The organism is Mucilaginibacter sp., from assembly GCF_036383575.1.
Lineage (GTDB): Bacteria > Bacteroidota > Bacteroidia > Sphingobacteriales > Sphingobacteriaceae > Mucilaginibacter.
The window spans coordinates 1-14,268 of sequence record NZ_DASVOB010000188.1 but is presented as its reverse complement, the minus strand read 5'-3'; the positions used below and the strand labels follow the sequence as shown (position 1 = coordinate 14,268).

General features: G+C 43.2%; 10 protein-coding genes. 4 read left to right on the top strand and 6 right to left on the bottom strand.

Features of this window, described 5'->3' with window-relative positions:
• From VF500_RS06910 to VF500_RS06900, 3 genes are all read left to right on the top strand, one after another.
• Window positions 1-1,260, top strand: a 1,260-nt coding sequence (locus tag VF500_RS06910) for a protein-disulfide reductase DsbD domain-containing protein (protein ID WP_330858964.1), incomplete at its 5' end; no start/stop codon positions are given.
• A gap of 10 nt (window positions 1,261-1,270) precedes the next feature.
• Window positions 1,271-1,816, top strand: coding sequence for a TlpA disulfide reductase family protein (locus tag VF500_RS06905; protein WP_330858963.1), 546 nt, complete (start codon window positions 1,271-1,273; stop codon window positions 1,814-1,816).
• A 146-nt stretch (window positions 1,817-1,962) separates the two neighbouring features.
• A complete protein-coding gene (locus VF500_RS06900) occupies window positions 1,963-4,818 on the top strand; it encodes a M16 family metallopeptidase (RefSeq protein ID WP_330858962.1) in 2,856 nt (951 codons plus the stop codon).
• Between the two features lie 69 nt (window positions 4,819-4,887).
• On the opposite strand, the gene VF500_RS06895 is transcribed toward VF500_RS06900, so the two are convergent.
• The 3 genes from VF500_RS06895 to VF500_RS06885 all read right to left on the bottom strand — a co-directional run bounded on the left by VF500_RS06895 (window position 4,888) and on the right by VF500_RS06885 (window position 8,930).
• The gene (locus tag VF500_RS06895; protein ID WP_330858961.1) at window positions 4,888-7,386 is read right to left on the bottom strand and encodes an outer membrane beta-barrel family protein; all 2,499 of its coding nucleotides are present in this window, start codon (window positions 7,384-7,386) and stop codon (window positions 4,888-4,890) included.
• A gap of 128 nt (window positions 7,387-7,514) precedes the next feature.
• Entirely contained in the window at window positions 7,515-8,402 is an 888-nt protein-coding gene (locus tag VF500_RS06890) for a DMT family transporter (protein WP_330858960.1), read from the bottom strand.
• Window positions 8,403-8,930: a GNAT family N-acetyltransferase gene (locus tag VF500_RS06885; protein WP_330858959.1), complete on the bottom strand. Its 528-nt coding sequence runs from the start codon at window positions 8,928-8,930 to the stop codon at window positions 8,403-8,405.
• A 72-nt stretch (window positions 8,931-9,002) separates the two neighbouring features.
• Here VF500_RS06885 and VF500_RS06880 point away from each other — a divergent pair, with 72 nt between their 5' ends.
• The gene (locus VF500_RS06880) at window positions 9,003-9,866 is read left to right on the top strand and encodes a LysR family transcriptional regulator (RefSeq protein WP_330858958.1); all 864 of its coding nucleotides are present in this window, start codon (window positions 9,003-9,005) and stop codon (window positions 9,864-9,866) included.
• 124 nt (window positions 9,867-9,990) lie between these two features.
• Here VF500_RS06880 and VF500_RS06875 read toward each other — a convergent pair whose 3' ends face one another.
• The 3 genes from VF500_RS06875 to VF500_RS06865 all read right to left on the bottom strand — a co-directional run.
• Window positions 9,991-10,602, bottom strand: a complete 612-nt coding sequence (locus tag VF500_RS06875; RefSeq protein WP_330858957.1) for a LytTR family DNA-binding domain-containing protein — start codon at window positions 10,600-10,602, stop codon at window positions 9,991-9,993.
• Between the two features lie 647 nt (window positions 10,603-11,249).
• Entirely contained in the window at window positions 11,250-12,620 is a 1,371-nt protein-coding gene (locus tag VF500_RS06870; protein WP_330858956.1) for a sigma-54 dependent transcriptional regulator, read from the bottom strand.
• On the bottom strand, window positions 12,617-14,268 hold a 1,652-nt coding region (locus tag VF500_RS06865), incomplete at its 5' end, for a tetratricopeptide repeat-containing sensor histidine kinase (RefSeq protein ID WP_330858955.1). The genes VF500_RS06865 and VF500_RS06870, both read right to left, overlap by 4 nt.

Below are 14,268 nucleotides of genomic sequence, written 5' to 3'. Positions count from 1 at the left end.
GGCATGGTAGCTCACGGCGAAGGGTTTAATGACTCGCCCGATGCCGAAGCTATAAGCGGTGGTGTTTGCCTGAAAAATGCCGAAGCGGTAGCCTTAGGCCGCCAGGGCAATTATTTTATGTGGGGCTTTTCCGGCTCGCCTGACCACATGACGGATGAAGCTAAGGATGTTTTGGTGAACACTGTTTGCTACATCAAAAAATTTGATCATCAGAAAGCCATCATGAAAAAGGTGCAAATCGAGAACCGTGAATGGGTAAATGAAATGATCTACCGCGCAGATAAGGGCCTGTATGAAAAAGCATTGATAGCGCGGAAAGAAGGTAACGCCCGTTTGCTGAAAATGCAGCAGGAGCTTAAAGACCGCAAAGCCAAAGGTGAGGACATTGGCAGAGGGAACGAAATGTTTTTGAAAATGCCTGTTACTGATGATACACAAAGCTTTGACGATTACCTGAAAAGCTGGACCGGTAGCGGTATGTACGATATGTTTGGAACCAATACAGCAGCTTATCATAAATATTACCTTGCCAACCTTGAATACTTTTATCCGCTGGATGCTTATTCCTTACAGGTTGATGAAGACGCCAAAAAGCTGGGTATCTCTAATCGTAAGATAGAGCTGCTTGAAAAATGCATCAAGATGCTCGAAAAAGGGGAGGAGCCTGCATTGGCCCAAAGAGTATTGGAAAGATACACTACAGAGAAATTTGCATCGGCCAAAGAATGGCGTGATTGGTTGACCAAAAACAAAGCAAATCTTTATTACACCGAATCGGGCGGTTTCAAATTCATGGTGAATACTTATAAAACCGAAACAGCGGCAATTGCCCCGGCAACATCGGGTGGTATCAAAACAGTAAATACTGCTGTGCCAACCCTTGCTGATCCTGTAGCGATCAGCGCGAAACTGGTTGATGGTGCAGCCGGAAAAAAAGAGGTGGTAATTGATGCCGCTATTTTAAATGGATGGCATATTTATGCTTATGTGCCTAAAGATAGCCCGTTTATCCCAACACAGGCGGTTATTGAATTGCCACAGGGCATAACAAGCAGCGAGTGGCAAAGTTCAGCCGGTGTGCCATTTACCGGCGGCGAGGGCATGTTTGTATGGGAAAATAAAGCAACTTTTAAAACTGAGATAGACGCGGCAACGCTAAAGCCGGGTATGGTAATTAAATGCGGACTTTATTACCAGGTTTGCGATAATAACAAATGCTTTCCGCCAAAAAGGAAATTAGTTGAGTTACAGGTTCTATAATATCATCGGCATGAAAAAACGAATTTTAATAGTATGCGCTATGGTAGTGTTTAGCTTAGCCGGGATAAAACAGGCCGATGCTTTTACGGCGCTGCCTGCAGATACTGTGGTGACCAATCCAAATTTGGTGGTTGGCAAAGTGTTGCCTGAGTTTACATTGCAAGGCTCGGATGGTAAGGCCATCAAACTATCGTCGGTAAAAGGCCGCGTGGTGCTCATTGATTTCTGGGCATCATGGTGTATGCCCTGCCGGGCATCCATTCCGCATCTCAAGGAGTTATATCAAAAATATCACGCCAATGGGTTTGAGATTGTAAGTGTTTCAATTGATCAAAACAGCAAAGCCTGGAAAAACGCGATGCTTAAAGAAGCAATGCCATGGGAGCAGGGGATAGATAGATATGAGGACGGCAAGGATGCATCAGTAATGATGAATGCTTTAGGTATCCAGTCGGTGCCGTTTGCTATTGTGCTTGATGCTGCCGGGAATGTGGTTTTAATAAACCCTGCCGCAGCGGATATAGATGCGCAGCTTAAAAAGATATTTAACAGTTAAAAATATAAATGGATAGCATTGGCGCTATCATAAAGAAGTCCCGGTAGGACGTTTTATTAGTTTTAGTTAATTTAATTTTCCGGAGAGCCGGTTTAATACCGGCTCTTTTTTAAATTAGCGCTAAATCCTAACCCGATATACAAAATATGAAAAACATAAAAAGTACTATTTTATTGGCCAGCGTAGGCCTTGCGCTTAGCTGGTCGTTTCAGGCGGCGCCGACCTGGGCACAGGTTAGTAAACCGAAAGTTGTAAAGGCTGCTGCCGAAAAGAATCTGCCACTTGATCCTGCGGTGCGTACGGGCAAGCTGCCTAACGGTTTTACCTATTACATACGTCATAACGAGGAGCCCAAAAAACGTGTTACTTTTTACCTGGCTAACAAAATTGGTTCGGTACTTGAAGATGACAGTCAGCGCGGTCTTGCCCACTTTATGGAGCACATGAGCTTCAACGGCACTAAAAACTTCCCGAAGAATGAGCTGGTAAGCTATCTGCAAAAATCGGGCGTACGTTTTGGGGCCGATTTAAATGCGTATACCTCGTTTGATGAAACGGTGTACCAACTTCCTATTCCGTCGGATAATCCGGAGATCCTGAAAAATGGCATCCAGATCATGCGCGACTGGGCACAGGACGCTACTTTAGATCCTACAGAGATTGATAAAGAACGTGGTGTAGTATTAGAAGAGAAACGCCTTGGCAAAGGTGCGCAGGAGCGGATGCAACGGGCTTACCTGCCTGTGATCCTGAACCACTCGCGTTATTCGCTACGCCTGCCTATCGGTACCGATGAAGTGCTGAATAACTTCAAACCCGAAGCCATCAAACGTTTTTATCATGACTGGTACCGTCCCGACTTGCAGGCTTTGATCGTGGTGGGGGATATCGATGTGAACGAGATGGAGAAGGTGGTTAAAGCAAAATTCAGCGATTTGAAAAAGCCCGTTGCCGAAAAACCGCGTACTAAATATACGGTGCCATTGACGGGGCAAAATCAGTTTATCGCTATCACTGATAAGGAAATGACTGTAACCGTAGCCCAGGTGTTTATGAAGCAGGCTGCGCTTGACTTACATACAGCAACTCAATACCGCGAAAGTATCACCCGTGGCTTGTTCAACAGGATGTCGGGTGCGCGTTATGCAGAAATCATGCGCCAGGCTAATCCCCCATATTTACAAGGTGGCGCTGATCTTAGCGGCTTTTTAGGCGGATTGGATACCTATAGCGTATATGCTGTAGCCAAACCCGGCGAACTGGAAAAAGGTTTCAAAACCGCCTGGCGCGAAACCGAAAGGATCAAACGTTTTGGTTTTACACAAACCGAGCTTGACCGCGCTAAACAAAGCTTTTTGAGCGATATGGAAGCCTCGCTGAAAGAAAAAAACAAAACCAACTCCGATAGTTATGTAAACGAATACCTGCAATACTTTTTAAAAGGTACTGCGGCACCGGGCATAAGCTACGAGTATGACCTGGTAAAAAATGACCTGCCGGGCATAGCGCTTAGCGAGGTTAATGCCATTACCAAAACATCCATCAAAAGCACTAACCGCGATGTGATGCTGCTGGCGCCAGAAAAGGATAAAGCAACCCTGCCGGCCGAAGCTGTAGTTAATACCTGGATTAAAGATGTTGAAACTGAAGACCTGAAACCTTACAATGATGAGGTTAGCAAACAGCCACTATTAGCTAATGCACCGGCCGCAGGTAAAATCACAGGCGAAACCAAAGATGCCGCTTTGGGTACTACTACTCTAACCTTAAGCAACGGTATTAAAGTTGTACTTAAACCAACCGATTTTAAAGATAATGAGATCTTGTTCAGCGCTTCGGCGCCGGGAGGTACTTCGCTTTACAGCGATGTTGATTACCAGTCTGCTGCCCATGCTTCGGGGATGGTAGAATCATTTGGGGTGGGTAATTACAACCCTACACAGCTTGAAAAATATCTTTCAGGAAAACAATTGAGTGTAAGCCCGTATATAAGCGAGCGTACGCAGGGTGTTAGCGGTAATTCAACGCCTAAAGACCTGGAAACCGCATTTGAACTTATTTACGGTTATTTGACCGAACCACGTAAAGATGCCGACCTGTTCCAGGGAATTATTACCAGCTCAAAAGCAGGGCTTGCCAACAGGCTGAACGATCCTAACGCTGTTTTTCAGGATACTTTAAGCGCAGTGTTGGGTAATAATAACGTTCGCCGTACAGGTCCGAGCATTGCCAAAATAGATCAGATCAGCCTTGACCGCGAGTATGCAATTTATAAAGAACGTTTTGCTGATGCATCGGGAATGACCTTCACTTTTGTAGGTAATATCGACATTGAAAAAATTAAACCGCTGCTTGAAAAATATATAGCCTCATTGCCGGCCAAGAACCTGGGCGAACAGGCTAAAGATCTGGGCATTCACATTCCCGAAGGACAGATAGCTAAAAACGTATATAAAGGCTCGGAGCCTAAAGCTACTGTTGATTTGATCTGGTCGGGCGTGTTTGATTACAGTGCTGCCGAAAAAATCCAGCTGGATGCGTTGAAGGAGTGCCTGGAGATCAGGTTGATTGAGCGTTTAAGGGAAGACGAAAGCGGTGTTTATTCGCCGGGTGCTTTTGCCAACAACAGCAAATTCCCTACACAACGCTATTCAGTATTTGTGTACTTCGGCTGCGATCCCAAAAATGCCGACAAACTGGTAGCTTCAACTCTTGACGAGATCAGCAAGATCAAAATCAATGGCCCGGCACAGGTTAACATCGATAAATGGCGCGCCGAAAGTATCCGCAGCAGGGAAACGGCAGTACGCACAAACGGTTTCTGGTTGGGCTATATCGGTGGACAGATCAATGACAAGGAAGATCTCCACCAATTAGATACTTATACTAAAGACTTAAACAGCGTAACTGTAGAAAGCGTAAAAGCCACTGCTCAAAAATACCTGAGCGGTAAAAATTACATCCGCATGCAATTACTTCCTGAAGCAGCTGCTAAACCATAAGGTTGGTAGCGATCAGATATGATTAAAAAGAAAAGGCCCGCATTGCGAGCCTTTTCTCTTTTTGAAAGTTTAATTATTGCTATTGTTGGTGCCGCTGTCCTTAAGGTCATCATTATTGATGGTCTTTTTAGGTTTTTTGGGCTTGGCCTGGGTAAGGCCGCCAATGCGGTAACTGAACCTGATCTCAAAACTCCTTATCTGTGTTATGCTAACAGCTTGCTGACTGATGTTGCCTGAATTAACCACGGTTGGTACGTGAAAGCCACTGGTAAGGAAATTATCGAGCCCAATACCAATACTGCCCTTTTTCTTGGCAAAATACCGGTTAAAGCTAACGTTATATACACCAAAACCTCCCTGGTAGCCCTGTAACTGGATCTGGCGCGAACGACGGAAAGTAAAAGCCTGGATAGAATACTTATCCGACAGATCATAACTACCAAATAAACGGTAATTGGCTACCCAACCCTGGTTGTTAGCATGAAACAACGGATCAGGATCCTGGTTATCAAGGCTAAGGTGATACAGATCAACCCCTCCATTGATGCTTAGCTTATTGATTGGCGACAGGTTGAATGACAGGCTCAATCCGTAAGCATTCTGTTTTCCGAGGTTTTGGTACGAAGTTCTGATAGTGTCACCACTGGATGTTCTGATGGTTTGAATAGCATCATTGGTATTACGCATAAAGGCAGATACATTGACGCTATTATTTTTGATATGGGTACTGTAACCCAACTCGAAATTATTGGTATACTCGGGCGAAAGTGCAGGGTTACCTACTGTAACACTAAGCGGGTTTGAGGCCTGGATATTAGGATTTAAAAACTCAAGCGATGGCCGCTGGATACGGCGGGTAAAACCAAATTTGATCATGTCGCCATTGTCAAATTTACGGGCCAGGTTTACACTGGGCACCAGTACCCCATAGTTAGGTATAGTAACAGATGAACCACTATTAAAATCGGCAGTAATATTGGTGTACTCGTAACGTGCACCTGCCTTGAGTGTGTAATTTTTAATAGGCGAAAGCGTATAAGAAAGATACCCCGCGGCTACATTTTGCTTGTAACTGAAAGCGTTTGACAGGTTAGCCGAAGATATGGGCTGATAGTTAAGTGTGCCGTCCGCAGCCGAAAAATAGGTATAATCACTGCTTACAGTCCTGATAATATCTTTAGCGCCAAACTCAAGCAATTGGTTTTTGAATGTAGGTGTCTGGTAATCGGCCTCAAAAGTGAGCTCCTTATTTACACTGTTATTGTTGTTTTTGAGCCCTCCGGTTACAGAGCCATTGCTTTGATCAAGGTAAATGTTTTCAAAGTTATTATCTCTGTTATTTTGGCTGTATTCGGTCAGTATGCTAAATTCCCGTTCAGGTTTTTTGCCGGTAAGGGTATAGGTAAGCGTAGCATCAACCTGGTTTGAATTATTGGTTATCTTATTCCGCTGTAACATGGAGCTGGTGAGCTCATCATTAAGATAGCTTTGTGTCAGGAAATTATCCTGCGTTGTAGGCCGGTTATTGGCACCAATAACTACACCCAAACTAAGCGAATTGTGTTCGCTGATGTCATAATCCATCCCTAAATTATACCTGCCAAACAATGATTTATTTTTGGTTGTGGCACTTTGTGTAGTCAGATAAACATCATTTGAGGTAAGGCTGCTAACTGTCTGGCTGTTGCTGAAAGAACCGGGTGAGTTGTAGCTGCCGCGGCCAAAGCCCCCAACCGAAAAGTTAAACTTACCCACTTTATACCCGCCATTAAGCCCAAGCCCTGATCCGCGTGTACCGGCAGTACTATTGATATTTAGCGTAAGTCCCTGAAGTGTATTTTGTTTCAATACAATATTGATGATCCCGCCCGAGCCTTCAGCATCATATTTAGCCGATGGCGAGGTGATCACTTCCACACTCTTGATCAGGTCGGCAGGGATTTGCTTAAGCGCATCCGCAACACTGGCCGACATCATGGCCGATGGCTTGCCGTTAATAAGCACCTTGATATTCTGGCTGCCCCTCAGACTTACATTGCCATCCATATCCACAGAAACCATTGGTACGCGTTTCATAACATCAGAAGCATCACCACCGCGCGCGGTGAGGTCATTTTCGGCATTGTAAACCGTACGGTCGATCTTTTCTTCAACCAATGCCTTTTTTGCAGTTACCTGTACTTCATTCAAAACTTTAGCATTAGGGCTAAGCAGGATGCGTCCAAGCTTCTTTGTTTCTCCATCGGTCAAATTAACGCCTGATATGGTTTGATCTGCGTAGCTCAAAAAGCTGACCTTGATACGGTAGGTGCCTGCATTTAATTTTCCGATAGAAAATTTACCGTCGGTACTGGTGAGTGAACCGGAAATAATTTTGCCGCTGGCCTGATCAATGATGGTTACTGTGGCGTAATCGACCGGTTTACCACTTACCGAATCGAGCACCACGCCGGTGATACCAGAGCCTGATTCGGTACGGTTAAGTACCACATTAGTTTTTGTAGTAGCGTTTGCAGACGCTGCAAACGAAGCTATAAAGAGCAATATGAGGAGGGATAGTTTTTTCATTTTTGATATTTATTCCAGCAAAGGAACCCATAATCAAAAATTTAATAAGCAATAATAGACCGCGAGCAAAAACTAATCGACGTACGAGTAATATCAATCGAAGTAGTTATTGAGCCAAGCCCACTCTGTTAGCCATTATCTCTTAGCGAAGTTAGCCATTCGGGAGTTTTGAGCTCAGAGATGAGGGTAGCCGCCAGGATCAGGCTACCACCCAGCAGCAACCGCCAGGAGAGTTCCTCACCTAAAATAAAGAACGCTGCTATCGCACCAAACACCGGTTCAAAAAGATAGATAATGGATACCCTTTCAGCGCTGATGTAGCGTTGGGCTATGTTTGAAATGGTGTACATGTATGCTGTCGAAAACAGTGCGCAGAATATGATGCCTGTCCAGAATGAATTGCTTTCCGGCAGCCAATTGGCCTGGCTGTCTGTTAATGCAAGGCAACCGGTAATAGCCGCACAGGTTGCAAACATTGGTACAATTGTGCTTACAATATTCCGGGATTTAGAATGCTTTTCTACTTTGATCAGGTAAAAGGCGAAAGCAAAAGAACCGGCAATTGTATATAGGTCCCCGATATTGATGGAGAGGTCTTTTTTGATTGAAATAACAAATAACCCCATCAGCGCAATTGAGGCTGCGATCCAGATTTTAACAGGGGCAACAGCCCTGTAAAAGATAATTTTCAGCAACGGAATGATGACAACACACATCCCTGCGACAAAGGCACATTGTGAAGCGGTGCTATACTTAATGCCTGATGTTTGTAAACAAATACCGGCAGTGAGTGGCAGTGCTAACGATATTCCTGTTTTAAGAGCATCCCAGGTGATGGCTTTGACATGCTTCCAGAATATGACAGACAGGACCAGGGTGGCAGCTAAAAAACGATAGCATAAAAAAGTAGAGGAAGAAGCTTGCCCGATAGCCAGCTTGGTTATAGAAAAAGATATGCCCCAAAAGGCAGTGCCTAATATCAGCAGGAAAAGGAATACGTTTTTTTTATCCATCATTTAATTATTTATCAGATTTTTTTTCATCATCAGATCTGTTTGTTCGTCGGTACCCAGCCTGAAGATATGCTTGTCAAATTCTGCAAAACCGTTTTTCTTATAGAAGCTTAATGCACGGTTGTTATTTTCCCATACCCCAAGCCATACATAGCTTGCGTTGATTTGCCCGGCGATTTGGATAGCCTTATCGTATAAAAGCTGTCCCACTTTTTTCCCATGAAAGGCCTGTAGTACGTAGATTCGCTCAATTTCAAGCGCGTGGTTATCCTTGATCTCCGTTTGCGCCTCTCCTAAGTTGAGTTTTAGATAGCCAACAACCTCAGCATCAACTATGGCGAAGTAAAATTGGGATGATTGGTTGCCCAGTTCGGCAGATAGTTTTTCGGCAGAAAAGCTTGTTGTAAGATAATCGTTCATGTTTTCTTCGGAATTGAGTGCCGAAAAGCTTTCATGAAAAGTTTGTATGCTGATTTGTTGAAGCTTAGCCAGGTCTTCTTTAGTTATCCGTTCAATTGTAAGGGTTTCCATGGAGCAAATATATAGTTGTATTAAATGCTATAAAATGCTATTTTGTCATCCATTAATGCATATATTGCATTAATGGATTTACAGCAAATCAGATATTTTTTAGCCCTGGCAAAGGAATTGCATTTTTGGAATACTGCCGGGAAGATGAATATTACCCAATCGGCGCTAAGCCGTCATATCCAGGCTTTGGAAAGAGAGCTGGGCCTGCAATTATTTGAACGCAATAAGCGCAATGTAAAACTAACTCCTGCGGGTAGTTTCCTGAAAGAAAAGTGGGAAACGGAATTAAGTAAACTTGAGTTTATTCATCAATTTGCGCGGCAAATACATTTGGGCGAAAGCGGCACCATCAGAATTGCACATCCCGATTCGATTTCCGGCTCGATCATGCCCGAGATCATGGCCCGGATAGCTCAGGCATTGCCTAAGCTTCAGATAGAATTGGTGCAATTAATGTATGAGAACCAGCAGGAATTTCTAAGGAACTATAAAATTGACCTGATCATCACCAGGGACAATAACAATGCGCCGGGGATCCAATCGAAAAAAATTTATACCGATCATTTGTCGATAGTTGTTCCCGAGGATCATCCCTACCGATCTGTTGAAGATCTGTCGAAAGAAACTTTAGAAGGGCAAAAGTTTATTTTACCTGTAAAAGACGAAGGCAGCAGCTATAGTGACATTATCCAGCGGTTATTTAAGTCGTTCGATTTGGTGCCCGATGTTTTTATGCACTCCGAATTTGGGTCGACCATAATTGCGATGGTCAAAAAGGGACTTGGTATTGCCATCTTACCAGATTCCTATATGTATCATGAAAGCCCCGGATTAAGGTTTATCAGGCTCCCATTTCAAACCGATCTATATGTAAACTGGCGGGCAGATGATCACAACCCGGTGCTCTCCAATATTCTAAAATTGATTTTGGAGTAGAGCTTTTTGAAGCAAGTAACCTTATGATATCTGATCGGCATAATAACCATGATAATGCGAGGGCGATCAATAATACCATCCCCCGTAATGAGGAATGGCATTGGCAGTAAATCAGTTATAAATATCAGCGGTTTTCCATCCAGGAAAGAAAGCAGGATGATTTCTCCTTATTGATAAGTAATTTCTCCGGCGTTTCTACGGTAAGCTTTATGTGTAGTTTGCGCATGAAATAAAGTTCCACCTCCTTAATTGCTTTAAAATTGATGAGGTATTGACGATTGACGCGGAAAAATTGATCTGGCGATACTGCGCTGGTTATTTGATCCAGTGATTGGTTAAGTACATACTCCTGTTTGTTAAAAGACATCAGCGCTGCGGAATTGTTCCGGATGTAAAAAAAAGCAATGTTATCTGTTGGAACCGTAGTGTATTTGGGGTTTTTAAATACCAGAAAGCTTTGTTTCCAGCGCGGTGCTTGCCGTTTATAGATGAGCTCGTCGTGTTCAAGTGGGACCGGATTATTATCAGGATGTCTAACCGCATGGGGAGTGTTATTTTCCCTTAGCTGAAGGTCGTCTTTAAAACGGGGAGATTCATCGCCGTTAAAGTCTGCGCGGTTGATTGTTCCATTACCACCTACATATAACAGGCAATCTTTAATTAGTATAAAATCCTGATCAATTCCACGTTGTTGCAAGTCGATGATCGTTTCCATTTTAGCGTTGTAATTATCCATATCACTGATTCATTTTATTATTAAGCCCGGAGGATGATTCCCGGCAAAAAACCGGCTGGTACCGTAACATGATCGTTTTAATTGATGTCAGGTACCATTGGGTAATTGATTTACTTTCTTTGTATCCAGGCGTTTGTTTCATAGTATAAACGTGTATTCGTAAATGCAAAGGATATACCAATGTGTTTAATTTGTTGATTTACAGGTTGCTGATTGTTTTTGCGTGTGGCATGATGTCAGGATATTTCGTGAAATCGTTTAATTTCATGATGCCGTGAGTTTATCTGGATGGGGGATTGGTTCAGATAAGTACGGGTTTTGCCGTGAATTGAATACCTGATTTTGAGGGAGAGCCAATGAGTTGTATTACAGGACAGCAATAATTTAATTATTCAACTATTGCAGGTTATTATCGTTTGGTATCGATGCCGTCGGTGTGCCCTGCTCCGGTGTTCGGAAGATGCAGATCGGTTGAAAATGTTAGCTAAAAAAGCCATGTCATTGAGGAAGAACGACGAAGTATACAGAGCGGACATGCATTGGCTACGAGATTGCCGCGCTACGCTCGCAATCACATACTCTTTTAATAGATAACCTGTCGCAAAAATATTTAATAAGTTATTAGCCGTTACGCAGCGTTTACCCGATTAATTAAACTGCTTTGATATACCCAGTTTCTTCATTCTCGATTTTAGTGTTGAAGCGTTTATTTGGAGTATTTCGGCTGCTCCTCCCTGTCCGTAGAGCTTCCAGTCGCACCTTGCCAAAGCTTCAATAATGTGGTCCCGTTCATTTTCAGTGAAAGTTTTGATCTGGTTTCCGTCAGCTACTTTTACTTGTTTAAATACAGGAATTGCAATGTCATTTATTAGTCCGCCTTCGCAGAACAATACACTGCGCTCAATAAGATTAATGAGCTCGCGTATATTACCCGGCCAGCTATAATCAAGCAATGCCTTTTTTACCTTGTCCGTAAATCCGGTGATGGCCTTATTGTTTTTTGCTGCGATAACCTGAAGATAGTGTTCCGCAATAAGTATGATATCAGCCTTTCTCTCTCTTAAAGGAGGTAGTTGGATCGGAAATACATATAAGCGATAATAAAGATCCAGCCTAAACCTTCCGGCCGAAACCTCTTCCTCCAGGTTTCTGTTAGTAGCAGCTACGATCCGGACATTCACTTTTTTTCGTACTCCACCGATAGGGCATATTTCCTTTTCCTGTAAAACACGCAATAATTTTGATTGGATCTCGATGGGCATCTCTCCAATTTCATCCAAAAAAATTGTTCCGCCGGCAGCTTGCTCAAACTTTCCTGTTCTTTTATCTGTTGCGCCCGTGAAACTTCCTCTTTCATGTCCAAAAAGTTCAGATTCAATAAGAGTAGGGGATAAAGCAGCACAATCAACAACAATGAGCGGTTTTTCTTTCCGTGCCGAATTTTCATGTATGGCCCCCGCTACAACCTCCTTCCCGGTACCGCTTTCGCCGAGGATCAATACGGGCGAATCGGCTGAGGCAGCAATAGTGATATACCGGGTGATGTCCTTTAATAGCTGGCTTTTCCCGATCATGCCAAAGTTATTTGCTGCTTTTTTAAGAATTGCCGGAACCATATGGGAGGCGGGCTTGCGTGCCAGGGCAAGATGCTCATCATGGAGGTTGGCGGCTATATCAAGCATGGCCAGTACATCTTTTTCGCGGAATGGTTTGACCAGGAATCCATAAGGAGTTGTCTGTTTGGCAAGGCCAAAAGTTTCTTTGTCGGAATTTGCGGAAAGGTAAATGAATGGAATGTTTTGTTTCTTTAGCATCCGGGCCAGATCAATACCTGTTTGGCTTCCCTGTAAAAATATATCAAGTAGTACAAGATCCGGGTGTTCGGCATCCATGATCTCTAAGGCTTCCTTAACTGATCGTGCTATTGTACAAACCTGGTAACCTGCTAATTGCAGTACCATTCGCAGGTTGTTGGCTTCAATGAACTGGTCTTCAACTACTAAAACTTTATTCTTCATATTTTCTGATATTCCACCGGCCGTTCACTTACCTGTTCAGCCGCAAAATTAATATATATTTTAGTTCCGTTTTCAACCTCAAAGCTTATTGTAGCGCCAATATCGGCACATAACCCATGCATCAGTTCCATTCCCAACGACCTGTTAACCGATAAATAGTTAGCCGGAATACCTATTCCGTCGTCACTGATAATTAACTGGTAAGTTTGTTGTTGTTGCTCAAGCGTAAGCCTGATCTCTCCGGATGATCTGCCCTCAAATGCATATTTGGCTGCGTTAGTAAGGGCTTCATTAGCTACGAGCGCCAATGGCATGGCCTGTTTTAGCGATAAAGACACGGGCTCTATGTGCTGTGTTATCCTGATATTCCTGGCCTCCAGGTCAAAACTATCCTGCAAAAATATAAGGAAATCTCTGATATAGAAGCCAAAGTCCACCTGTTCAATATTTTCTGACTGGTATACTTTCTGATGAAAGAGGGACATGGCATAAATACGGAATTGGCTCTTTTCAAGTGCGCTTCGCGCTTCGGTAGTGGCTGTTCGTGCCTGGCTTTCCAGTAAACAAAATACAGTATGTAAATTATTTTTAACACGGTGATGTACTTCCTTCAGCAGCCATTCCTTCTCTGATACCAATTTGTATAAAAGCTGGTTTTTGTGAGACATTTCTCTGCTGCTCCGTTTATTTTGACGGTAGAGAAAGCCAAATAATATTATCACAGCCAGGGAAAGTAACAGGGCGCTACCTGTTAGCAAGCTGATCTTTTGCGATTGTTTTAACTTTTCCTGTTGAGCAAGAGCTTGCTGTTTGAGCGTTGCGATATTTTGATTTTTAAGTTTGATCTCCTGCTCTTTTTCCAGCGCTTTGTAGGCAACCTCCATTGTCTTTACGACGCTGTCCCTTTCCCTGCGAAGTTTAAATTCAGATTGATTATTAAGGAAGTTTTGGTGTTTTATTGCCGATAGGTAATGATGGGTAGCCGAATCTGCAAGGAAAAGCATATAGTGAAGTTGCCGCTGACCGCCTTTGGAGTAATTTGCGTGTGGTGCTGCTAATTCCTCGTATAAAAATGTTCTGGCCTTTTCATATTTATGTGCGTCGAGGTAGAGACTGCCCAAATCTAAATTGATCTCACCCTGGTTTAAGTGGTGCTCTTTTAAAATGGTGTTTATCTTCAAAAAATAACTCTCAGCCTCAGGGAAACGTTTCAATTCCCGGTAGGCATGCCCGATCCTTTTAAGATAGGTGATGCTGTCTGTCATGGAATTAGGCGGATATTTTTGCATCATATTTTCAATATAGCTGATCGCTTCCAGCTTTTTCCCCATTTTATCATAGGCTTTGCTAATGATGCTGTGAAGTGACGGCATTGAAACATCATACATACCTGCCTGTCGGCTATAAAAACCGAGGGCCTGCTCACAAGATTCAATAGCATCATTATACCTTTCCTGGGCATAATCTATCATTCCCTTGATCAGGTAGATGTCTCCCGCAGCTGCGCTATCATGTGTGCTGTTTACAGAATTTACTGCGGCTTGTGAATAATAATAAGTTTTGGCATTACGGCTGGTATTATTGGAGTAGTATGCAAGCGCGAAATAGATATAGTGTAGTTTTTTATAGCCTGTAAGTTGGTATTCCT

Excerpts from the sequence above, each read along its gene's own strand:
- VF500_RS06905 (WP_330858963.1), top strand. The coding sequence starts at position 1,271 with ATGAAAAAACGAATTTTAATAGTATGCGCTATGGTAGTGTTTAGCTTA.
- VF500_RS06900 (WP_330858962.1), top strand. The coding sequence starts at position 1,963 with ATGAAAAACATAAAAAGTACTATTTTATTGGCCAGCGTAGGCCTTGCG.
- VF500_RS06895 (WP_330858961.1), bottom strand. The coding sequence starts at position 7,386 with ATGAAAAAACTATCCCTCCTCATATTGCTCTTTATAGCTTCGTTTGCA.
- VF500_RS06890 (WP_330858960.1), bottom strand. The coding sequence starts at position 8,402 with ATGATGGATAAAAAAAACGTATTCCTTTTCCTGCTGATATTAGGCACT.
- VF500_RS06885 (WP_330858959.1), bottom strand. The coding sequence starts at position 8,930 with ATGGAAACCCTTACAATTGAACGGATAACTAAAGAAGACCTGGCTAAG.
- VF500_RS06880 (WP_330858958.1), top strand. The coding sequence starts at position 9,003 with ATGGATTTACAGCAAATCAGATATTTTTTAGCCCTGGCAAAGGAATTG.
- VF500_RS06875 (WP_330858957.1), bottom strand. The coding sequence starts at position 10,602 with ATGGATAATTACAACGCTAAAATGGAAACGATCATCGACTTGCAACAA.
- VF500_RS06870 (WP_330858956.1), bottom strand. The coding sequence starts at position 12,620 with ATGAAGAATAAAGTTTTAGTAGTTGAAGACCAGTTCATTGAAGCCAAC.